This window comes from Micromonospora zamorensis (assembly GCF_900090275.1).
In the GTDB taxonomy this organism is placed as follows: domain Bacteria; phylum Actinomycetota; class Actinomycetes; order Mycobacteriales; family Micromonosporaceae; genus Micromonospora; species Micromonospora zamorensis.
The window spans coordinates 1740989-1761937 of sequence record NZ_LT607755.1; the positions used below are offsets into that span (position 1 = coordinate 1740989).

General features: G+C 71.8%; 21 protein-coding genes. 19 read left to right on the forward strand and 2 right to left on the reverse strand.

What is annotated here, in order from left to right; genetic code table 11:
* The first annotated feature begins 50 nt into the window (after window positions 1–50).
* Both aroC and GA0070619_RS07820 read left to right on the forward strand, forming a co-directional pair.
* Entirely contained in the window at window positions 51–1229 is a 1179-nt protein-coding gene (aroC, locus tag GA0070619_RS07815; protein ID WP_088947447.1) for a chorismate synthase, read from the forward strand.
* Window positions 1229–1732 (forward strand): shikimate kinase, encoded by a 504-nt coding sequence (locus GA0070619_RS07820; RefSeq protein WP_088947448.1) that lies wholly within the window; start codon window positions 1229–1231, stop codon window positions 1730–1732. Before aroC ends, GA0070619_RS07820 begins: the two co-directional genes overlap by 1 nt.
* Window positions 1733–1789: 57 nt before the next feature.
* Here GA0070619_RS07820 and GA0070619_RS07825 read toward each other — a convergent pair whose 3' ends face one another.
* The gene (locus GA0070619_RS07825) at window positions 1790–2518 is read right to left on the reverse strand and encodes an alpha/beta fold hydrolase (RefSeq protein ID WP_088947449.1); all 729 of its coding nucleotides are present in this window, start codon (window positions 2516–2518) and stop codon (window positions 1790–1792) included.
* Window positions 2519–2597: 79 nt separating this feature from the next.
* On the opposite strand from GA0070619_RS07825, the gene GA0070619_RS07830 reads away from it, so the two are divergent.
* The 5 genes from GA0070619_RS07830 to nusB all read left to right on the forward strand — a co-directional run bounded on the left by GA0070619_RS07830 (window position 2598) and on the right by nusB (window position 6540).
* Window positions 2598–3596 carry a helix-turn-helix transcriptional regulator gene (locus GA0070619_RS07830; protein WP_088947450.1) on the forward strand — a complete coding sequence of 333 codons (999 nt, stop codon included), beginning with the start codon at window positions 2598–2600 and terminating at the stop codon, window positions 3594–3596.
* Between the two features lie 10 nt (window positions 3597–3606).
* The gene (gene aroB / locus GA0070619_RS07835; protein WP_088947451.1) at window positions 3607–4686 is read left to right on the forward strand and encodes a 3-dehydroquinate synthase; all 1080 of its coding nucleotides are present in this window, start codon (window positions 3607–3609) and stop codon (window positions 4684–4686) included.
* Window positions 4683–5114 (forward strand): type II 3-dehydroquinate dehydratase, encoded by a 432-nt coding sequence (aroQ, locus tag GA0070619_RS07840; RefSeq protein ID WP_088947452.1) that lies wholly within the window; start codon window positions 4683–4685, stop codon window positions 5112–5114. The genes aroB and aroQ overlap by 4 nt, the downstream gene beginning before the upstream one ends.
* Window positions 5115–5548: 434 nt before the next feature.
* A complete protein-coding gene (efp, locus tag GA0070619_RS07845) occupies window positions 5549–6106 on the forward strand; it encodes an elongation factor P (RefSeq protein WP_007458344.1) in 558 nt (185 codons plus the stop codon).
* A gap of 23 nt (window positions 6107–6129) precedes the next feature.
* Window positions 6130–6540, forward strand: a complete 411-nt coding sequence (gene nusB, locus GA0070619_RS07850) for a transcription antitermination factor NusB (protein WP_172862180.1) — start codon at window positions 6130–6132, stop codon at window positions 6538–6540.
* Window positions 6541–6632: 92 nt separating this feature from the next.
* On the opposite strand, the gene bldD is transcribed toward nusB, so the two are convergent.
* Window positions 6633–7121: a transcriptional regulator BldD gene (gene bldD / locus GA0070619_RS07855; RefSeq protein WP_007458348.1), complete on the reverse strand. Its 489-nt coding sequence runs from the start codon at window positions 7119–7121 to the stop codon at window positions 6633–6635.
* A 288-nt stretch (window positions 7122–7409) separates the two neighbouring features.
* Here bldD and pyrR point away from each other — a divergent pair, with 288 nt between their 5' ends.
* The 12 genes from pyrR (at window position 7410) to coaBC (ending at window position 20881) form a co-directional block, all read left to right on the forward strand.
* Complete coding sequence (gene pyrR / locus GA0070619_RS07860; protein ID WP_088947454.1) at window positions 7410–7994, forward strand: bifunctional pyr operon transcriptional regulator/uracil phosphoribosyltransferase PyrR; 585 nt, start codon at window positions 7410–7412, stop codon at window positions 7992–7994.
* Window positions 7991–8917, forward strand: a complete 927-nt coding sequence (locus GA0070619_RS07865) for an aspartate carbamoyltransferase catalytic subunit (RefSeq protein ID WP_088947455.1) — start codon at window positions 7991–7993, stop codon at window positions 8915–8917. The genes pyrR and GA0070619_RS07865 overlap by 4 nt, the downstream gene beginning before the upstream one ends.
* The gene (locus GA0070619_RS07870; RefSeq protein WP_088947456.1) at window positions 8914–10191 is read left to right on the forward strand and encodes a dihydroorotase; all 1278 of its coding nucleotides are present in this window, start codon (window positions 8914–8916) and stop codon (window positions 10189–10191) included. The genes GA0070619_RS07865 and GA0070619_RS07870 overlap by 4 nt, the downstream gene beginning before the upstream one ends.
* Window positions 10191–11354 (forward strand): glutamine-hydrolyzing carbamoyl-phosphate synthase small subunit, encoded by a 1164-nt coding sequence (gene carA / locus GA0070619_RS07875; RefSeq protein WP_088947457.1) that lies wholly within the window; start codon window positions 10191–10193, stop codon window positions 11352–11354. The genes GA0070619_RS07870 and carA overlap by 1 nt, the downstream gene beginning before the upstream one ends.
* Complete coding sequence (gene carB, locus GA0070619_RS07880) at window positions 11347–14694, forward strand: carbamoyl-phosphate synthase large subunit (protein WP_088947458.1); 3348 nt, start codon at window positions 11347–11349, stop codon at window positions 14692–14694. Before carA ends, carB begins: the two co-directional genes overlap by 8 nt.
* On the forward strand, window positions 14691–15737 hold the full coding sequence (locus tag GA0070619_RS07885) for a quinone-dependent dihydroorotate dehydrogenase (protein WP_088947459.1): 1047 nt from the start codon (window positions 14691–14693) through the stop codon (window positions 15735–15737). The genes carB and GA0070619_RS07885 overlap by 4 nt, the downstream gene beginning before the upstream one ends.
* 358 nt (window positions 15738–16095) lie before the next feature.
* Complete coding sequence (locus GA0070619_RS07890; RefSeq protein WP_088947460.1) at window positions 16096–17370, forward strand: adenosylmethionine--8-amino-7-oxononanoate transaminase; 1275 nt, start codon at window positions 16096–16098, stop codon at window positions 17368–17370.
* A gap of 68 nt (window positions 17371–17438) precedes the next feature.
* Entirely contained in the window at window positions 17439–18275 is an 837-nt protein-coding gene (gene pyrF, locus GA0070619_RS07895; protein ID WP_088947461.1) for an orotidine-5'-phosphate decarboxylase, read from the forward strand.
* Between the two features lie 178 nt (window positions 18276–18453).
* Window positions 18454–18771 (forward strand): integration host factor, actinobacterial type, encoded by a 318-nt coding sequence (gene mihF / locus GA0070619_RS07900; protein ID WP_030335662.1) that lies wholly within the window; start codon window positions 18454–18456, stop codon window positions 18769–18771.
* Window positions 18772–18796: 25 nt separating this feature from the next.
* Complete coding sequence (locus GA0070619_RS07905; RefSeq protein WP_088947462.1) at window positions 18797–19330, forward strand: nucleoside/nucleotide kinase family protein; 534 nt, start codon at window positions 18797–18799, stop codon at window positions 19328–19330.
* A 64-nt stretch (window positions 19331–19394) separates the two neighbouring features.
* Window positions 19395–19658: a DNA-directed RNA polymerase subunit omega gene (rpoZ, locus tag GA0070619_RS07910; RefSeq protein ID WP_030335666.1), complete on the forward strand. Its 264-nt coding sequence runs from the start codon at window positions 19395–19397 to the stop codon at window positions 19656–19658.
* Window positions 19659–19672: 14 nt separating this feature from the next.
* The gene (gene coaBC / locus GA0070619_RS07915) at window positions 19673–20881 is read left to right on the forward strand and encodes a bifunctional phosphopantothenoylcysteine decarboxylase/phosphopantothenate--cysteine ligase CoaBC (RefSeq protein WP_088947463.1); all 1209 of its coding nucleotides are present in this window, start codon (window positions 19673–19675) and stop codon (window positions 20879–20881) included.
* Window positions 20882–20949 lie beyond the last annotated feature (68 nt).

Here is a 20949-nt window from a genome sequence, read left to right on the forward strand (position 1 = left end):
GCGCCGGGCGGCACGGCGGGGCGGCCACCGGCCGTGACAGACTGACCGACGTGTTGCGCTGGCTGACTGCAGGTGAATCGCACGGTCCCGCCCTCGTCGCGATGATGGAGGGGGTGCCGGCCGGCATCGAGGTGACCACCACCGTGATCGCCGACGAGCTGGCCCGCCGGCGGCTGGGCTACGGCCGTGGCGCCCGGATGTCGTTCGAACGCGACGAGGTCGAGCTGCTCGGCGGCCTGCGGCACGGCGTCACCCTGGGCAGCCCGGTGGCCATCCGGGTCGGCAACTCCGAGTGGCCGAAGTGGCAGACCGTGATGGCCGCCGACCCGGTCGACCCCGACGAGCTGGCCCGGCAGGCCCGCAACGCCCCGCTGACCCGCCCCCGGCCGGGCCACGCCGACCTGGCCGGCATGCAGAAGTACGGCCACACCGACGCCCGGCCGATCCTGGAACGCGCCAGCGCCCGGGAGACCGCCGCCCGGGTCGCCGTCGGCGCGGTCGCCAAGGCGCTGATCCGTCAGGCGCTCGGCATCGAGATCGTCTCGCACGTCGTCGAGCTGGGCCCGGTGGCCGCGAAGCCCGGTCTGCGCCCCACCCCGTCCGACGCCGCCCGCATCGACGCCGACCCGCTGCGCTGCCTCGACGCGGAGGCCAGCGCCCTGATGGTCGCCGAGGTCGACGCCGCGAAGAAGGCCGCCGACACCCTCGGTGGCGTGGTCGAGGTCCTGGCGTACGGGGTGCCGCCGGGGCTGGGCAGCCACGTGCAGTGGGACCGCAAGCTCGACGCCCGACTGGCCACCGCGCTGATGTCCATCCAGGCGATCAAGGGCGTGGAGATCGGTGACGGCTGGCAGCAGGCCCGATCCCGTGGCTCGCAGGCGCACGACGAGATCATTCCGTCGGCCACCGGCGTCCGCCGGGTCACCGACCGCGCCGGCGGGCTGGAGGGCGGCATCACCACCGGTGAGCCGCTGCGGGTCCGCGCCGCGATGAAGCCGATCTCGTCGCTCAACCGGGCGCTGGCCACCGTGGACGTCACGACCGGCGAGCCGGCCACCGCGATCAACCAGCGGTCCGACGTGTGCGCGGTGCCCGCCGCGGCGGTCGTCGCCGAGGCGATGGTGGCGCTGGTGCTCGCCGAGGCGGCCACCGAGAAGTTCGGTGGGGACTCGATCGCCGAGATGCGCCGCAACCTGGCCGGATACCTCGACGCACTGGTCATCCGCTGATGGCCCCGCTCGTCGTGCTGGTCGGCGCGCCCGGCTGCGGCAAGACCACCGTCGGGCGGGCGCTCGCCGACGCCCTCAGGGTGGAGTTCCGCGACACCGACACCGACATCGAGCAGATGGCCGGTAAGCCGATCCCGGAGATCTTCATCGACGAGGGTGAGGCGCACTTCCGTACCCTCGAGCGGGCCGCGGTGGCCGCGGCGCTGGCTGCCGGCACGGGCGTGCTCGCCCTCGGCGGCGGCGCGGTGCTGGCCGAGGAGACCCGGGCCGCCCTGGTGGGGCACCGGGTGGTGCACCTCTCGGTCGAGTTGCCTGACGCGGTGAAGCGGGTCGGGCTCGGCACCGGCCGGCCGCTGTTGGCGCTCAACCCGCGGGCCACCCTCAAGCACCTGATGGACCAGCGCCGGCCGCTCTACGCCGAGGTCGCCACCGCGACGGTGACCACCGACGGGCGGCCCCCGGCGGCGATCGTCGACGAGATCACCGCCCTGCTGCCCCGCTGACGTCGGCCCGGCCGGTGAGCTACCGGCCGGGCGACGGCGCCCTTCCCGAGGCAGCGCTCAGCCTCGGGCCGCGGCGTCGAGCACGTCGGCCAGGGCCTTCGGCTCGCTGAGCATCGGCCAGTGGCAGGTGGGCAGTGCGAACAGCTGACCACCGGCCAACCCGGTGAAGTACGGGTGGCCCTCGCTGATCATCTGCTCCACCACCGCCAGCGGAAAGGTGCAGGCGACCAGCGCGGTCGGCACCGGACGCCCGCCGGTGCGCCGCACCGGGTCGGTGGCGGCCCGCAGCGGCTGCGGGGTGGCCCGGGCGCGGAGCAGGGCCAGCGTCGGCTCGTCCAGGCCGGCCAGGTTGGTCGGGTCGGCGGCCGGATCCCAGGCCGGCGGCGGCAGCAGGTGCCCGTCGCCGATCGCGGTCCGCAGGTGCTGCTGCTCGTCCGGGGGCACTGTGTCGAACTGCGCGGTGCCGTCGGGCAGCGGACCACTCTCCACGTAGACCACCCGGGCGATGCGGTCCGGGATGCGGTCCGCCGCCTGGGCGACCGGCATGCCGCCGCCGGAGTGCCCGACCAGCAGCACGTCGCGCAGGTCCTCGACCTCGATCAGCCGGACGATGTCGCGGGTGTGGGTCTCCAGGCTCACCTCCGGCCCGGCCAGGTGGTCGCGCTCGGCCAGCCCGGTCAGCGTCATCGGGTGCACGTCGTGACCCTGCGCGCGCAGGGTCGCGGTCACCTCCCGCCACGCCCAGGCGCCCAACCAGAAGCCCGGCACCAGTACGAACGTCGCCATCTGTCGCTCCTTCTCTCGGTTACCGACAGACCGTACGATCGAATCCGGACAGGATCCGCCCGGTTTGAAGGAGTGGCCCGTGTCACATCCCGCCGGTCGGGTGCTGGCTCTGCTGGAGTTGCTCCAGGCCCGGCACCGCGCGACCGCCGCCGAGTTGGCCGCGCGGCTCGGCGTCGACGAGCGGACCGTGCGCCGGTACGCGGCCACCCTGGTCGAGTTGGGCATCCCGGTCACCGCCGACCGGGGCCGCCACGGCGGCTTCCGGCTGCACCCGGGCTACAAGCTGCCACCGCTGATGCTCACCGACGACGAGGCGGTGGCGGTGCTGCTCGGCCTGGTCGTCGCCGAGCGGGTCGGGCTGGCCACCGAGCAGCCCGCCACGGCCACGGCACTCGCGAAGATCCGCCGGGTGCTGCCGGCGGCGCTCGCCGACCGACTCGCGGCCGTGCAGGAGCACCTCGGCTTCACCCTGCGACGCCCCGAGCCGGAGCTGCGGCCGACGTCGGGCACCCTGCTCGCCCTGGCCTCGGCCGCCCGGCACCGGCAGCGGGTGGCACTGGACTACCGCTCCTGGCGCGGTGAGCAGTCGCACCGGGAGCTCGACCCGTACGGTCTGGTCTTCCACTCCGGCCGGTGGTACGTCACCGGCCACGACCACCGGCGTGGCGAGGTCCGCACGTTCCGGTTGGACCGCATCGGCACCGTGACGCCGGGCGGGGCGACGTTCACCGTCCCGGAGGGCTTCGACCCGGTTGCCCGGGTGACCCGGTCACTGGCCGGTGTGCCATACACACACGAGGTCGAGGTGCTGCTGGAGACCGACCTGGTCACCGCCCGTCGCCGCATCCCGCCCAGCGTGGCCGAGCTGACCGCCGCCACCGACGGGGTGCTGCTGCGGGCCCGGGCGGAGAGCCTGCCGGGTATGGCCGCGCTGCTCGCCGGCCTGGGCTGCCCGTTCACGGTGCGACACCCGGACGCGCTGCGCGCCGAGGTGGCCGAGCACGCCCGACTGCTCGCCGACTGGGCGACCCGGCCAGCAGGTGGGCAGCCGCCCGCACCACGTCGTCCGCTCGACTAGGCTGCCGGCGATGGACGAGGTGACCCGGATTCCGGTCGGCGGCGAGCGGCCGTACGACGTGTTGGTGGGGCGTGACCTGCTGGGCGCGCTGCCCGGCCTGCTGCCCGGCGCGAGCCGTGCGGCGGTGCTGCACGCGCCCCCGCTCAAGGCCCTGGCGGACGCGCTCGGCGAGCGGCTGCGCGCCGCCGGCATCGAGCCGCTGCCGATCGAGGTGCCCGACGCCGAGTCGGGCAAGCAGATCGACGTGGCCGCCTCCTGCTGGGACCGGCTCGGGGCCGCCGGCTTCACCCGTACCGACGCTGTCGTCGGGGTGGGCGGTGGCGCGGTGACCGATCTGGCCGGGTTCGTCGCGGCCTGCTGGTTGCGCGGGGTGCGCTGGGTTCCGGTGGCGACCTCGCTGCTGGGCATGGTCGACGCCGCCGTCGGCGGCAAGACGGGCATCAACACGGCCGCCGGCAAGAACCTGGTGGGCGCGTTCCACCCGCCGGTCGGTGTGCTGGCCGACCTGGCCACCCTGGACAGTCTGCCCGCTGTCGACCTGGCGGCCGGGCTCGCCGAGGTGGTCAAGTGCGGGTTCATCGCCGACCCGGCGATCCTGGACCTCGTCGAGCGCGACCCGGAGGCGGCCACCGACGCACGCGGCCCGGTGACGCGGGAGCTGATCGAGCGGGCGATCCGGGTCAAGGCCGACGTGGTCGCCGGTGACCTGCGCGAGTCGGGCGTGCGGGAGGTGCTCAACTACGGTCACACCCTCGCCCACGCGATCGAGCAGAACGAGGGCTATCGCTGGCGGCACGGTCACGCCGTCGCCGTCGGTCTGGTGTACGCCGCCGCGCTGGCCCGGCTCGCCGGCCGGCTCGACGCCCCGACCGCCGACCGGCACCGGGTCACCCTGACCGCGCTCGATCTGCCGGTGAGCTACCCGGCCGACGCCTGGCCGCAGCTGCTGGCCGCGATGAGGGTGGACAAGAAGGCCCGGGGCAGTCGGTTGCGCTTCGTGGTGCTGGACGGGCTGGCCCGCCCGGCGATGCTGGAGGGCCCGGACGACGCGCTGCTGGAGGCCGCCTACCGGGAGGTGGCAACGCCGTGAAGGTCTATGTTTTGAACGGGCCGAACCTGGGCCGGTTGGGCACCCGCGAGCCCGAGGTGTACGGCGCGACCACCTACGCCGACCTGGTGGCGCTCTGCGAGCGCACCGGAGAGCAACTGGGGTTGGACGTGACGGTCCGGCAGACCGACGCCGAGCACGAACTGCTCGGCTGGCTGCACGCCGCCGCCGACGAGGCTGCCGCGGTGGTGCTCAACCCGGCCGCCTGGTCGCACTACTCGTACGCGGTGCGCGACGCGTGCGCCATGCTGCGTGGGCCGTTGGTGGAGGTGCACCTGTCCAACATCCACGCCCGTGAGGGGTTCCGGCACCATTCGGTGGTGTCCGCGGTGGCGACCGGGGTGATCTGCGGTCTCGGCATCGACGGTTATCGCCTCGCACTGCACCACCTGGCCACCCGAGCCGCCTGACCGGCGGCTTCCCGCCCGCCGCACCCGACCTTTCACCGTCTTTCGCGCCGGTCTGTGGCAAATCACCGATTGTGATCGCCAACTCTCGTCGGCGAGCGTCACTCCGCGTCCCCCGCCCGACGCTAGGGCACCTGCCTGCTCGCTCCCTTTGCTCTGCACCTGCGGATGCGACAGGGCGGTGAGCTGCGAATATGCGAGCCGCGTTGCCGTAGGTGCGACAGCCTGCCGGTACGGTGCGTGACTGTCGCATATAGGTATGCAAAGCAAAGGGGGTCGACCAGGGGAGGGGTGCCTCCCTGAAAGGTCGCTCTGCGTTATCTCCGTGGGTGTCGATGCCCAAGGGGTGGCCCGCGCCGAAGTAGGGCGGTCAGCGAGTCTCGGCGCAGCTAGTAGACTCGTAAGGTCTGTCCGCCAATTGATGATCAAGGCAGGAAATGGCCTCCACCAACGACCTCAAAAACGGCCTGGTTCTCAACCTGGACGGCGAGCTCTGGGCCGTCGTCGAGTTCCAGCACGTCAAGCCCGGTAAGGGTGGTGCCTTCGTGCGCACCACGCTGAAGAACGTGCTGTCCGGGAAGGTGGTCGACAAGACCTTCAACGCGGGCACCAAGGTCGAAACCGCGACCGTTGACAAGCGCACGATGCAATACCTCTACGCCGACGGCGAAGACTTCGTCTTCATGGATCTGGAGACCTTCGACCAGATCACCGTGCCCGGTGGCACCGTCGGTGAGGCAGCCAACTACCTGCTGCCCGAGGCGGAGGCGACCGTCGCCCAGCACGAGGGGGTGCCGCTCTACATCGAGCTGCCCACCAGTGTCGTGCTGGAGGTCACCTACACCGAGCCGGGCCTGCAGGGCGACCGTTCGACCGGTGGCACCAAGCCGGCGACCGTGGAGACCGGTGCCACAGTGCCGGTTCCGCTGTTCATCACCACCGGTGAGAAGATCAAGGTCGACACCCGCGACGGCCGTTACCTCGGCCGCGCCTGATGGCTGAGGGTTCCAAGCAGCAGATGCCGGCGCGCCGCAAGGCGCGCAAGCGGGCGCTGGATGTCCTCTACGAGTCCGACCTACGAGACAAGCCTCCGGTGGAGGTGCTCGCCGGCTACGTGCAGCGGATCGAGCAGCCCCGACCGGAGCACCTGGGCTACGCGGTGGGCCTGGTCGAGGGTGTCGCCGAGCACCTTGACCGGATCGACGAGCTCATCGCCAGTTACGCCGAGGGATGGACGCTGGAGCGGATGCCGGTCGTCGACCGGAATCTGGCCCGGATCGCCGTCTACGAGCTGCTCTACGTCGACGAGATCGACGACGCGGTGGCGATCAGCGAGGCCGTTGAGCTGGCCCGGCAGATGTCCACCGACGATTCGCCGCGCTTCCTCAACGGGGTGCTCGGCCGGATCGCCGAGTACGCCACCCGCTGAGCGTCGCACCGACGAACGCCGCAACGCGAAAGGGCCCGTGCCATCCGGCACGGGCCCTTTCGGTGAAGCCGCAGATCAGGTGAAGCGACAGCTCAGGAGGCGAAGAACGCCCGGGGGTCGGCCACCAGCACACCGTGCTCGGTGAGCCGCTCGATCAGGCCCGACGGTGAGGCGTCGTACACGATCGCGAGTGCCCGCAGGTCGTCGGCGCGGATGGAGAGCACCCGGCCGTTGTAGTCGCCGCGCTGCTGCTGGATGGCGCGGGCGTAGCGCGCGACGTAGGCCAGGTCCTCGGAGGCCTCGTCGTAGAGCCGCTCCAGGTCCAGGACGATCTTGCTGGTGGGCTCGTGACGGACGCCGCTGCCGTCAGGCAGCAGCTCCGAGACGGGGACACGGTAGAACTCGGCCAGCTCGGCCAGACGGGACACCGTCACGGCCCGGTCGCCACGCTCATACGAGCCGACCACCACGGCCTTCCACCGCCCGTTCGACTTCTCCTCCACACCCTGCAGGGAAAGACCCTGCTGTTGGCGGATGGAGCGCAGGCGGGCGCCCAGAGACTTGGCGTATTCAGAGGGCATTCGGACACTCCCAGTGCTGCTCGGGGTTCTCCCGTCGATCGCTACGGAGCGTGACGGTACGGGGAATGGGACACGTGGTCAAGTGGTCGTGACCCTACCGTTGGGGAGCGTCTGGGAAGTTATCCCCTTTCGTGGTGCTGATCCGGTGGTCAGTGGCCGCCGTCCATCGGCCCGGTGACCACTGGTAACGTGGCGTGAAGCCCCGGCTCAGGAGCGCTCTGCGGTCCGGCCGGAGGTGCCCGACATCCTTTAACGACCCGTCCAGTGAGGCGGGGAAGGAGGTCCGCCGTGGCATACCCACCGGCTGCCCGCTCGTCACCACCGCGACAACCCTCGGTGAAGGTGATCCTCGCCAGCGCCGACGTGCAACGCGTGGTCGACCGCATCGCCCACCAGATCCTGGAGAAGACCCAGGGCGCCGCCAACACGGTGCTTCTTGGGATTCCCACCAGAGGAACCCCCCTCGCTCGGCGGCTCGCCGACCGCATCAGCACCTTCGAGGACGTCGCCGTTCCGGTCGGTGTGCTCGACATCACCCTCTACCGCGACGACCTGCGCCGGCACGCCACCCGCGCGATCGGCCCGACCGAGCTGCCGCCCGGCGGCATCGACGGCAAGCGGGTCATCCTCGTCGACGACGTGCTGTTCTCCGGCCGCACCGTCCGGGCCGCGCTCGACGCGCTCAACGACGTGGGCCGCCCAGCGTCCGTGCAGCTCGCCGTCCTGGTCGATCGCGGCCACCGGGAGCTGCCGATCCGCGCCGACTACGTCGGCAAGAACATCCCGACCTCGCTCGCCGAGAGCGTGAAGGTGACGCTCGCCGAGACCGACGGGACGGACGAGGTCAAGCTCTACGGGGGACCCACCTCATGATCAAGCATCTGCTCTCCGGCGCCGACCTGGACGCCGCGACCGCCACCGAGATCCTGGACACCGCCGCCGAGATGGCCACCGTCGCCGGCCGGGAGATCAAGAAACTGCCCGCGCTGCGCGGCCGGACCGTAGTGAACCTCTTCTACGAGGACTCCACCCGCACCCGGATCTCCTTCGAGGCGGCGGCGAAGCGGCTCAGCGCCGACGTGATCAACTTTTCCGCGAAGGGGTCCAGCGTCACCAAGGGCGAGAGCCTGAAGGACACCGCGCTGACCCTGCAGGCCATGGGCGCCGACGCCGTGGTCGTCCGGCACCCGGCCTCCGGCGCGCCGCACCGACTGGCCAACTGGGTCGACGGGTCGGTCGTCAACGCCGGCGACGGCACGCACGAGCACCCCACCCAGGCGCTGCTGGACGCGTACACCATGCGGTCCCGGCTGGGCCGGTTGGCCGGCCTGTCGGTGGCGGTCGTCGGGGACGTCCTGCACTCCCGGGTCGCCCGCTCCAACGTGCTGCTGCTCTCCACCCTCGGCGCCAAGGTCACCCTGGTCGGCCCGCCCACCCTCATCCCGGTCGACATCGCCGGAGCCCTCGCCCCCGCCACCGACGTCTCCTACGACCTGGACTCGGTGCTGCCGAATGTCGACGTGGTGATGATGCTGCGGGTGCAGCGGGAACGGATGAACGACTCCTACTTCCCCTCCGCGCGTGAGTACGCCCGCCGCTACGGGCTGGACGGCCCGCGGATGCGCCGGCTGCCGGAGCACGCGATCGTCATGCACCCCGGCCCGATGAACCGGGGGATGGAGATCACCCCCGAGGTCGCCGACTCACCCCGCTCCACCATCGTCGAACAGGTCACCAACGGGGTCTCCGTGCGGATGGCTGTCCTTTACCTGCTGCTCGGAGGGAACAACCGGTGAGCGCGTACCTGATCACCAGCGTGAGCGTCGTCGGCGGCCCGCCGACCGATCTGCTGATCCGCGACGGCGTGGTGGCCGAGGTCGGCGCCGGCCTGTCCGCGCCGGACGCAGGAGTTGTCGACGGCACCGGGCTGGTCGCCCTGCCCGGCCTCGTCGACCTGCACACCCACCTCCGCGAGCCCGGCCGGGAGGACGCCGAGACCGTCGAGTCCGGGTCCCGCGCGGCGGCGATGGGGGGCTACACGGCGGTCTGCGCGATGGCCAACACCTCCCCGGTCGCGGACACCGCCGGCGTGGTCGAGCAGGTCTGGCGGCTCGGCCGCGAGGCCGGGCTGGTCGACGTGCAGCCGATCGGCGCGGTCACCGTCGGGCTCGCCGGCGAGCGGCTGGCCGAGCTGGGCGCTATGGCCGACTCCGCGGCCCGGGTGCGGATCTTCTCCGACGACGGGCACTGCGTCGCCGACCCGTTGCTGATGCGCCGGGCCCTGGAGTACGTCAAGGCGTTCGACGGGATCATCGCCCAGCACGCCGAGGAGCCCCGGCTCACCGAGGGTGCCCAGATGCACGAGGGTGAGGTCTCCACCCGGCTCGGGCTGATCGGCTGGCCGGCGGTCGCCGAGGAGGCGATCATCGCCCGCGACGTGCTGCTCACCGAACACGTCGGCAGCCGACTGCACGTTTGCCACGTCTCCACCGCCGGCAGCGTCGAGGTGCTGCGCCAGGCAAAGGCACGCGGCGTACGCGTCACCGCCGAGGTCACCCCGCACCACCTGCTGCTCACCGACGAGCGTGCGGAGAGCTACGACCCGGTCTTCAAGGTCAACCCGCCGCTGCGGACGGCCGCGGACATCGCCGCGCTGCGCGCCGCGCTCGCCGACGGTGTGATCGACGTGATCGCCACCGACCACGCCCCGCACGCCGTGGAGGACAAGGAGTGCGAGTGGGCGTACGCCCGGCCGGGGATGCTCGGCCTGGAGACCGCCCTGTCCATCGCGCTCGACGTGCTCGGTCCCGAGTGGGACCTGATCGCCGAGCGGATGTCGCGCACCCCAGCCCGGATCGCGGGGCTGACCGGGCACGGCATCGACCCGGCACCCGGCGTGCCGGCCAACCTGACCCTGATCGACCCGGCCGCCCACCGCACCATCGAGCCGGCGGAGCTGGCCAGTCGCAGTCGCAACACCCCGTACGCCCGCATGACGCTGCCGGGTCGCATCGTGGCGACCTTCCTGCGTGGCGAGCCGACGGTCCTGGACGGAAAGGCTGTCAAGTAATGGTCAAGCGCAGACCCGCAATCCTGGTCCTAGAGGACGGGCGCACGTTCCCCGGTGAGGCGTACGGCAGCGTCGGGGAGACCTTCGGCGAGGCGGTCTTCAACACCGGCATGACCGGCTACCAGGAGACACTCACCGACCCGTCGTACCACCGGCAGGTGGTGGTGCAGACCGCGCCGCACATCGGCAACACCGGAGTCAACGGCGAGGACGACGAGTCCGGCCGGATCTGGGTGGCCGGTTACGTCGTACGCGACCCGGCCCGGATCGGCTCGAACTGGCGCGCCACCGGCGGCCTGGAGGACCGGCTCGCCACCGAGGGTGTGGTGGGCATCAGCGGGGTGGACACCCGGGCGCTGACCCGGCACCTGCGCGAGCGTGGCGCCATGCGGGTGGGCATCTCCAGCGTCGACAACGACCCGCAGAGCCTCCTGACCCGCGTCCGCCAGGCACCGCAGATGGTCGGCGCGGACCTGTCCGCCGAGGTGACCACCGCCCAGCCGTACGTCGTCGAGGCTATCGGCGAGCACCGGTTCACCGTGGCGGCCCTCGACCTGGGCATCAAGCGCAACGTGCCGCGGCGACTCGCCACCCGTGGGGTGACCACCCACGTGCTGCCGGCCTCGTCGAGCATCGACGACCTGCTCGCCACCGGCGCCGACGCGATCTTCCTGTCGCCCGGTCCGGGCGACCCGGCCACCGCCGACGCCCCGGTGGCGCTGGCCCGGGAGGCGCTGCGGCGGGAGGTGCCGCTGTTCGGCATCTGCTTCGGCAGCCAGATCCTCGGCCGGGCGCTCGGCTTCGGCACCTACAAGCTGGGCTACGGCCACCGGGGGATCAACCAGCCGGTGCTCGACCGGGTCACCGGCAAGGTCGAGGTGACCAGCCACAACCACGGCTTCGCGGTCAAGGTGCCGGGCGCGGGTGCTGGCGCGGTGGTCCCCGACCAGGTGATCGACACCGACTTCGGCGGCGTCCAGGTGTCGCACGTCTGCCTCAATGACAACGTGGTCGAGGGGCTGCGGGCCGTGGACGTGCCCGCGTTCACGGTGCAGTACCACCCGGAGGCGGCGGCCGGCCCGCACGACGCGGACTACCTCTTCGACCGATTCGCCGACTTGATCGAGGGTCGGAACCACAGCAGGGGGCGCAGCAATGCCTAAGCGGACCGATCTCAAGCACATTCTCGTGATCGGCTCCGGGCCGATCGTCATCGGGCAGGCCTGCGAGTTCGACTACTCCGGCACCCAGGCGTGCCGGGTGCTGCGCAGTGAGGGGATCCGGGTCAGCCTGGTCAACTCCAACCCGGCGACGATCATGACGGACCCGGAGTTCGCCGACGCCACCTACGTCGAGCCGATCACCCCGGAGTTCGTGGAGCTGGTCATCGCCAAGGAGCGCCCCGACGCGATCCTGGCGACCCTCGGCGGGCAGACCGCGCTGAACACGGCCGTCGCCCTGCACGAGGGCGGTGTCCTGGAGAAGTACGGCGTGGAGTTGATCGGCGCGAACATCGACGCCATCAACCGGGGCGAGGACCGGCAGCTGTTCAAGGAGATCGTGGCGAAGGCCGGGGTCCGCCTGGGCGTCGACGACCCGACCGGGCTGGTGCCCCGCTCCCGGGTCTGCCACTCGATGGACGAGGTCGAGGCGACCGTCGCCGAGCTGGGTCTGCCGGTGGTGATCCGGCCGTCGTTCACCATGGGTGGCCTGGGCTCCGGCATGGCGCACACCCCGGAGGACCTGGCCCGCATCGCAGGCGACGGCCTGTCCGCCAGCCCGGTGCACGAGGTGCTCATCGAGGAGAGCGTGCTCGGTTGGAAGGAGTACGAGCTTGAGCTGATGCGCGACCGGCGGGACAACGTCGTGGTGGTCTGCTCGATCGAGAACATCGACCCGATGGGCGTGCACACCGGCGACAGCGTCACCGTGGCCCCGGCCATGACGCTCACCGACCGGGAGTACCAGCGCCTGCGTGACCTGGGCATCGCCGTGCTGCGCGAGGTCGGGGTGGACACCGGCGGCTGCAACATCCAGTTCGCGGTCAACCCGGTCGACGGCCGGATCGTCGTGATCGAGATGAACCCCCGGGTGTCGCGCTCCTCGGCGCTGGCCTCCAAGGCGACCGGCTTCCCGATCGCGAAGATCGCCGCGAAGCTGGCCATCGGCTACACCCTCGACGAGATCCCCAACGACATCACCCTGAAGACCCCGGCGGCGTTCGAGCCGACCCTGGACTACGTGGTGGTGAAGATCCCCCGGTTCGCGTTCGAGAAGTTCCCCGGTGCGGACCCGGAGCTGACCACCACGATGAAGTCGGTGGGTGAGGCGATGAGCCTCGGGCGCAACTTCACCGAGGCGCTGAACAAGGCGATGCGCTCGATGGAAACCAAGGCCGCCGGTTTCTGGACCGTGCCGGACCCGGCCGACGTCACGCTCGCGGACACTCTCGCCGCGTTGCGGATCCCGCACGACGGCCGGCTGTACACCGTCGAGCGGGCGCTGCGCCTCGGCGCGTCGATCGCCGAGGTCGCCGAGGCCTCCGGCGGGATCGACCCGTGGTTCCTCGACCAGATCGCCGCCCTGATCGAGCTGCGTACGGAGATCGTGGACGCGCCGGTGCTCGACGCCGACCTGTTGCGGGTGGCGAAGCGGGCCGGGCTGTCCGACCGGCAGCTCGCCGCGCTGCGCCCGGAGCTGGCCGCCGAGGACGGCGTACGGACCCTGCGGCATCGCCTCGACGTGCGCCCGGTCTACAAGACAGTGGACACCTGCGCGGCCGAGTTCGAGGCCACCACTCCGTACCACTACTCGACGTACGACCTGGAGACCGAGGTCGTGCCGTCGGACCGGCCGAAGGTGCTGATCCTGGGCTCCGGCCCGAACCGGATCGGGCAGGGCATCGAGTTCGACTACTCCTGCGTGCACGCGGTGCAGGCGCTGCGGGCGGCCGGCTACGAGACGGTCATGGTCAACTGCAACCCGGAGACGGTCTCGACCGACTACGACACCGCCGACCGGCTCTACTTCGAGCCGCTGACCTTCGAGGACGTCCTGGAGGTCTGGCACGCGGAGGACTCGTCCGGCCGGGCGGCCGGCGGGCCGGGCGTGGTCGGGGTGGTCGTACAGCTCGGCGGGCAGACGCCGCTGGGCCTGGCGCAGCGGCTCAAGAACGCCGGCGTGCCGATCGTCGGCACCTCCCCGGAGTCGATCCACCTGGCCGAGGAGCGCGGCGCGTTCGGCACGGTGCTGGCCCGGGCCGGGCTGCGCGCGCCGGCGCACGGCATGGCCACGTCCTACGACGAGGCCAAGACGATCGCCGACGAGATCGGTTACCCGGTGCTGGTCCGGCCGTCGTACGTGCTGGGCGGTCGGGGCATGGAGATCGTCTACGACGACCCGACGCTGCGCGACTACATCGGACGCGCCACCGACATCTCCCCGGATCACCCGGTGCTGGTGGACCGGTTCCTCGACGACGCCATCGAGATCGACGTGGACGCGCTCTGCGATGCCGACGGCGAGGTCTATATCGGCGGCGTGATGGAGCACATCGAGGAGGCCGGCATCCACTCCGGCGACTCGTCCTGCGCGTTGCCGCCGATCACCCTCGCCGGCTCGCACCTGGCCGAGGTGCGCCGCTACACCGAGGCCATCGCGCGTGGCGTCGGCGTCCGCGGCCTGCTCAACGTGCAGTACGCCCTCAAGGACGACGTGCTCTACGTCCTGGAGGCCAACCCGCGGGCGTCGCGGACCGTTCCGTTCGTCTCCAAGGCGACGGCGGTGCCGCTGGCCAAGGCGGCGGCCCGGATCGCGCTCGGCGCGAGCATCGCCGAGTTGCGCGCCGAGGGCCTGCTGCCGGCGACCGGGGACGGGGGCACGATGCCCGCCGACGCGCCGATCGCGGTCAAGGAGGCGGTGCTGCCGTTCAAGCGCTTCCGGACGCGCGCCGGCAAGGGGATCGACTCGCTGCTCGGGCCGGAGATGAAGTCGACCGGCGAGGTGATGGGCATCGACACCAACTTCGGGCACGCGTTCGCCAAGAGTCAGTCGGCGGCGTACGGCTCGCTGCCGACCGCGGGGAAGATCTTCGTGTCGGTGGCCAACCGGGACAAGCGTGGCATGATCTTCCCGATCAAGCGGCTGGCCGATCTGGGCTTCGAGATCGTCGCGACCGCCGGCACGGCGGAGGTGCTGCGCCGGCACGGCATCGCCTGCGAGCAGATCCGTAAGCACTACCAGGCCGGTGAGGGCGACGACGCGGTGTCGCTGATCGGTGGCGGCCACGTGGCGCTGGTGATCAACACACCGCAGGGCTCGGGTGCCAGTGCCCGCTCGGACGGCTACGAGATCCGCAGCGCGGCCGTCACCGCCGACATCCCCTGCATCACCACGGTTCCCGGCGCCGCCGCGGCCGTGATGGGCATCGAGGCGCGGATCCGCGGCGACATGCAGGTACGCCCCCTGCAGGACCTGCACGCCACCCTGCGGGCGGCCCAGTGACCCTGTTCGAGCGGGTGGTACGCCCCCAGTTGTTCCGGCTCGGCGGTGGGGACGCCGAGGTGGCGCACGAGTGGACACTGCGGCGGTTGAGCGCGCTGTCGCGGAGTCCGGTGGCCCTCGCCGCGCTGCGGGCCCGGTACGCGGTCAACGCGCCGCGCACCGTGTTCGGCGTGCGGTTCCCCAACCCGGTCGGGCTGGCCGCCGGCATGGACAAGGACGGCGCGGCGCTGCCGGCCTGGCCGGCGCTCGGCTTCGGTTTCGTCGAGGTCGGCACTGTCACCGCGCACGCCCAGCCGGGCAACCCACGGCCGCGGCTGTTCCGCCTGCCGGCCAGCGAGGCCGTGGTCAACCGGATGGGCTTCAACAACGCCGGGGCCGCCGCGCTGGCCACCCGGCTGGCGGCGCTGCCGCGCCCGCTCCGGGTCCCGCTGGGCATCTCGCTGGGCAAGTCCAAGGTGACCCCACTCGACGAGGCGGTCGAGGACTACCTCGCCTCGTACCGGGCGCTGCGCGGGCACGGCGACTACTTCGCCGTGAACGTGTCCTCACCGAACACGCCGGGGCTGCGCTCGTTGCAGGACCGCGCCCACCTGGACGCGCTGCTCGGCGCCCTGGTGGGAGAGAAACCGGTGCTGGTCAAGATCGCGCCGGACCTGACCGAGGCGGCGATCGCCGAGCTGCTGGAGGTGTGCCTGGCCCGGGGCGCCGCCGGGGTGATCGCCACCAACACCACCCTGGCCCGTACCGGTCTGGCCACTGTGGACGCCGAGCGCGGCGCCCAGGCGGGTGGTCTGTCCGGTCGGCCCCTGACCACGCGGGCCCGCGACGTCGTCGCCTTCGTGCACTCCGAAACCGGCGGCCGGCTGCCGATCGTCGGCGTCGGCGGGGTGCTCGACCCGGACGACGCGGCACGGATGTTCGACGCCGGCGCGTCCCTGGTGCAGCTCTACACGGGCTTCATCTACCGGGGCCCGGCCCTGGTGCGCGCCGCCGCCCGCGCGACGGCCGCAACCGTGGCACCGGAACCGGTCGCCGGTCGGTGACCGCCCCCGGTCCGGTGCTGGCCCGGCGCAACCGGGCGCCGAGCCCGCTGCGCGCCGAGGAGCCCACCCCCGCTGTTGCCCCTTTGCTCTGCACCCGTGAATGCACCACCCGGAGCGCGACACCCGGCCACCGGGTGTCGCGTCCCCGAGTGTCGCGTCCCCGAGTGTCGCGTCCCCGAGTGTCGCGTCCCCGAGTGTCGCGTCCCCGGGTGTCGCGTCCGTGGGTGTCGCGTCCGTGGGTGCAGAGCAAAGGCAGCGGACATGGGAGCGGCGGCGGCGCGGGAGGCGGCGACGGCGAGGTTCGACCCGGCCGCAGGACGTCCGCCGTCCGGGCCGCCTGAGGCACGAAGGAGTACGCGTGACACCCGAGGAGATCCTGGCTGCTGACCGGGCGCACGTCTGGCACCCGTACGCCGCGCTGCCGCCGACGAACCCGCCCTACGTGGTGCGGAGCGCCGAGGGGGTACGACTGCGGCTGGCCGACGGGCGGGAGCTGGTGGACGGGATGTCGTCCTGGTGGGCGGCGATCCACGGGTACCGGCACCCGGTGCTGGACGCGGCGGCGACCGACCAGCTCGGCCGGATGAGTCACGTGATGTTCGGCGGGCTCACCCACGAGCCCGCCGTGCAGCTCGCCCGGACCCTGGTCGAGCTGACCCCGGAGGGCCTGGAGCACGTGTTCCTGGCCGACTCCGGCTCCGTCAGCGTGGAGGTGGCGGTGAAGATGTGCCTGCAGTACCAGCGGGCCGTCGGGCAGCCGCAGCGACGCCGGCTGGCGACCTGGCGGGGCGGCTACCACGGCGACACGTTCCACCCGATGAGCGTCTGCGACCCGGAGGGCGGCATGCACCACCTCTGGGGCGACGTGCTGCCCCGGCAGGTGTTCGCGCCGGTTCCGCCGGGCGGCTTCGACGACCCGCCCGACGACGCGTACGTGGCGGCGTTGGTGGAGACCGTCGAGCGGTACGCCGACGAACTGGCCGCGGTGATCGTCGAACCCGTCGTCCAGGGCGCCGGCGGGATGCGTTTCCACCACCCGGGTTACCTGCGGGTGCTGCGCGAGGTGACCCGCGCCCACGGGGTGCTGCTGATCTTCGACGAGATCGCCACCGGGTTCGGCCGTACCGGTGCGATGTTCGCGGCCGAGCACGCCGGGGTGACCCCGGACGTGCTGTGCGTGGGCAAGGCACTCACCGGGGGCTACCTGACGCTCGCGGCGACGCTCTGCACCCCTGAGGTCGCCCGTGGCATCTCCGCCGCCGGCGTGCTGGCGCACGGGCCCACGTTCATGGGCAACCCGTTGGCCTGCGCGGTGGCCAACGCCTCCATCGGGCTGCTGCGGGCCGGGGACTGGGCAGGGCAGGTCGCCAGGGTCGGCGCCGGTCTGCGTGCCGGTCTGGAGCCCCTGCGCGGCACGTCGGGCGTCGCCGACGTGCGGGTGCTCGGCGCGATCGGGGTGGTGCAGCTCGATCACGAGGTCGACCTCGGCGCGGCCACCAGGGCCGCGGTCGAGCAGGGGGTGTGGTTGCGCCCGTTCCGCGACCTGGTCTACACGATGCCGCCGTACGTCACCGACGACGTCGACCTGGCTCGGATCGCGGCTGGCGTCGCGGCGGCGGTGGCGGCCGGCTGAATCGGTAGTGGTCGACGGGTACCCGGGAGGCGGTCCGCCGCCCGGCAGGAGGAGAGAGGGAGTACCGGATGGAGAGCTTCGGAAGCCGGCTGCACCGGGCGGTCGACGAGCGGGGGCCGCTCTGTGTGGGCATCGACCCGCATCCCGGTCTACTGGCCCGTTGGGGTCTCGCCGACGACCTTCAGGGTCTTGACCGCTTCACCCAAACCGTCGTGGAAGCCCTCGGTGACCGGGTTGCGGTGGTCAAGCCTCAGTCGGCCTTTTTCGAGCGATTCGGGTCCCAGGGCGTGGCGATTCTTGAGTCAACTATCCGACAGTTACGGGATGCTGGCTCGCTCGTTCTCCTTGACGTCAAGCGCGGCGACATCGGCTCGACGGTGAGCGCGTACGCCTCCGCGTACCTTGATCCATCCAGCCCGCTGTATGTCGACGCGGTCACCGCGAGCCCCTACCTCGGGGTCGGTTCGCTGGCGCCGATGTTCGAGCTGGCCGCCCAGCACGGCGGCGGGGTGTTCGTGCTCGCCCTCACCTCCAACCCCGAGGGCGCGGCCGTGCAGCGGGCCCGTACGGCCGACGGCCGCACCGTCGCGCAGACCGTCATCGACGAGATTTCCCAGCTCAACAGGGGTGCGACACCACTCGGGAGCTTCGGTCTGGTGGTCGGGGCGACCATCGGCGACACCGGTCACGACCTCTCCGGCGTGGGGGGTCCACTGCTCGCCCCGGGCCTCGGCGCGCAGGGTGCCGGGGCAGCCGATCTGCGTACCGTCTTCGGCTCGAGCCTGGGCTCGGTGCTCCCGTCGTACTCCCGGGAGGTGCTCTCGGCGGGCCCCGACGTCGCTGCCCTGCGGGCCGCCGCGGACCGGGTTCTGGCCGACTGCCGGGCCGTATTGCCTGCCCGGTGACTGACTGACGGGTCGGTCACTGTGCGTTGATCATGGGCCCCCCACGTTGCCGAAAGCTCCGTTGACCGCTAGTTTTCCCCGCGCTGGGAACCACGGACCCCTTGGTTCACAGCGACACCACGTTTCACAGATGCGGCGGTGCGCCCCGCCCGCCGCGATAGGGACCTGAGGAGAACTGGTGCCGCTCCCGTCACTGACCCCCGAACAACGCGCTGCCGCGCTCGAGAAGGCCGCGGAGATCCGCAAGGCCCGTGCTCAGCTGAAGGAGCAGCTCAAGCAGGGCAAGACCACCCTCGGTGCTGTCCTCGAGCGCGCCGAGAGCGACGACGTCGTCGGCAAGCTCAAGGTTTCGGCCGTCCTGCAGGCCATGCCGGGTATCGGCAAGATCCGGGCGACCCAGATCATGGAGAAGCTCAAGATCGCCGACAGCCGTCGCCTGCGTGGCCTCGGCGAGCAGCAGCGCAAGGCACTGCTTGGAGAGTTCGCTGCCAACTGAACCTGGCAGCGTGTAGAAACAAGCAGTGAGCACGGATGACGAGGCGCGCCCGGCGGCTCGGCTCACTGTCCTGGCTGGACCTTCGGGTTCCGGCAGGGAGAGTGTCGTCGAGCTCGTCCGGGCGCGTTCTCCGTCCGTGTGGTTGCCGGTGCCGGCGACCACACGGCCGCGCCGGGAGTCGGAAATCGACGGCGTTGACCGCGTCTTCCTTGCCCCCGCCGAGTTCGATCGCCGACTCGTCGCCGGCGAGCTGCTGGAATGGTCCCGGATCGGCTCGTACCGCCGGGGCACCCCGTACCAACCGCTGCGCGCCCGGCTCGATGCCGGGCAGCCGGTGCTTCTTTCGCTCGACCTGCCCGGCGCCCCGCTGGTGCGCGCGCGCCTGCCCGATTCGCGGCTGGTGCTGCTGAGCCCACCCGGGTATCACCCCGACGCCGTGGTGGCGGCCGCCTTCGAGCACACGCTGACCCACGACCTCACCGAGCGGGTGGCCGACGAGCTGGTAGGCTTACTCGGTTCTTCTTATCCGGATCCGACCTGGTCGCGAGTGCGCGGCTGACGGTCGGCCGCTGTTGAGACTCAGCACCGCGTCCGCGCGGCTCGAAAGACGCAGAGGTTAATTCGTGGGATCCATCGCCAACCCCGAAGGCATCACCAACCCGCCGATCGACGAGCTCCTCGAGAAGACGACGTCGAAGTACGCGCTGGTCATCTTCGCCGCCAAGCGCGCGCGCCAGGTCAACGCCTACTACAGCCAGCTCGGTGAGGGTCTGCTGGAGTACGTCGGCCCGCTCGTCGAGACCACCCCGCAGGAGAAGCCCCTCTCCATCGCCATGCGCGAGATCAACTCGGGCCTGCTCACCGCCGAGCCGACCGACCAGCCGTAAGCACTCGCCGGCCGATGTCCGCCTCGATCGTCCTCGGGGTTGGCGGCGGCATCGCCGCCTACAAGGCGTGTGAGCTGCTGCGACTCTTCACCGAATCAGGTCACCGGGTCCGTGTCGTGCCGACCGCGTCGGCGCTCCGGTTCGTCGGGGCGCCGACCTGGGCGGCACTCTCCGGCCAGCCGGTCGCCGACGACGTCTGGACCGACGTCCACGAGGTGCCGCACGTCCGACTCGGTAAGCAGGCCGACCTGGTGGTGGTCGCGCCGACCACCACCGACCTGCTCGCCAAGGCCGCGCACGGGCTCGCCGACGATCTGCTGACCAACACCCTGCTGACCGCCCGCTGCCCGGTGCTGCTGGCCCCCGCCATGCACACCGAGATGTGGGAGCACCCGGCGACCGTCGCCAACGTCGCCACGCTGCGCTCCCGGGGCGTCCGGGTCATCGAGCCCGCCGTCGGCCGGCTCACCGGCGTCGACACCGGCAAGGGGCGACTGCCCGACCCGGCGGAGATCTTCGCCATCGCCCGTCAGGTGCTGGCCCGGGGCGACGTCGCCCCCGCCGACCTGGCCGGCCGTCGGGTGGTCGTCACCGCGGGTGGCACCCGGGAGCCACTGGACCCGGTCCGTTTCCTGGGCAACCGCTCCTCGGGCAAGCAGGGTTACGCGTTCGCCCGCGCCGCCGTGGCCCGGGGCGCCCGGGTCACCCTGATCGCGGCGAACGTCTCCCTGCCCGACCCCGCCGGCGTCGACCTGATCCGGGTGGGCACCACCGCCGAGCTGCGGGAGGCGACGGTGAAGGCCGCCGTCGACGCCGACGCGGTGGTGATGGCGGCGGCTCCGGCCGATTTCCGCCCGGCGACGTACGCGGCTGGCAAAATCAAGAAGTCGGACGATGGTGTCGCGCCCACCATCGAGCTCGTCACGAACCCCGACATCGCAGCGGAGCTCGGCCAGCGCAAGCGACCGGAGCAGCTGCTGGTGGTGTTCGCCGCCGAGACCGGCGACGCCGAGACCAACGGCAGAGCAAAACTCGCCCGGAAGCGGGCCGACCTGATCGTGATCAACGAGGTCGGCCCCGACAAGGTGTTCGGCGCCGACACCAACACGGTGACGGTCATCGGGGCGGACGGCTCGGTCAGCCGGCTTCCCGAGCAGGCCAAGGAGGCCGTGGCCGACACCGTCTGGGATCTCGTCGTGGCGCGGCTGCCCGGCAGTTCCTGACGAGTGGTAAACGGCGCGACCGATCCCGACACCGGCCGCAGTGGTGATTAGACTGCCGCGGAACGACC